Raw genomic sequence first — 982 nt, forward strand, 5'->3', positions numbered from 1 at the left:
GCGCTGGACGGGTCGCCACGGAAGTCGGTGCCCAGCTTGTCGATCTCATCCAGCAGGAACAGCGGATTGCGCGTGCCGGCCTTGGTCAGGCTCTGCAGGACCTTGCCCGGCAAAGCGCCAATATAGGTACGGCGATGGCCGCGGATTTCAGCTTCATCGCGCATGCCGCCCAAAGCCATACGCACATACTTGCGGCCCGTGGCCTTGGCGATCGACTGGCCCAGGGAGGTTTTGCCGACCCCGGGAGGCCCAACCAGGCACAGGATAGGAGCCTTGAGCTTGTCCACGCGCTGCTGCACCGCAAGATACTCAACAATGCGGTCTTTGACTTTTTCAAGACCATAGTGGTCTTCGTTGAGAACGTTCTCGGCGTTGCCCAGGTCGTGTTTGATCTTGGTCTTTTTGCTCCACGGCAGGCCGGTCAGCACATCGATATAGGTGCGCACCACGGTCGCCTCCGCGGACATCGGCGACATGAGTTTGAGCTTCTTGAGCTCGCTCTCGGCCTTTTTACGGGCTTCCTGCGGCATCTTGGCGGTCTTGATCTTTTTCTCGATCTCTTCGATGTCCGCCCCCTCTTCGCCTTCGCCCAGTTCCTTCTGGATGGCCTTGACCTGCTCGTTGAGGTAAAAATCGCGCTGGTTCTTTTCCATCTGGCGCTTCACACGCCCGCGGATTTTTTTGTCGACGTTGAGGATGTCGACCTCACGCTCAAGCTGTTCGTACAGGTTCTCCAGCCGGGCCTTGACATTGTCAAGATCCAGGATCACCTGCTTCGCATCCAGCTTGAGCGGCAGGTGCGCGGCAATCGTGTCGGCCAGGCGTCCCGCATCGTCGATGCTGGAAATCGAGGTCAGTATCTCGGGCGGAATCTTCTTGTTCAATTTGACGTAATGGTCAAACTGCTGCATCACGGCACGGCGCAATGCTTCTATCTCACTGGTCTTGTCACCGGCGATCACAACCACGGGCTCTACAGGTG

At 58.0% G+C, this 982-nt stretch carries 1 protein-coding gene; it reads right to left on the reverse strand.

The window, feature by feature from the left end; genetic code table 11:
- The coding region (locus tag AC1D1X_RS24350; protein WP_477699495.1) for an LON peptidase substrate-binding domain-containing protein at positions 1-982 on the reverse strand (982 nt) is incomplete at both ends.

The organism is Polaromonas sp. P1_G4 (assembly GCF_056405475.1).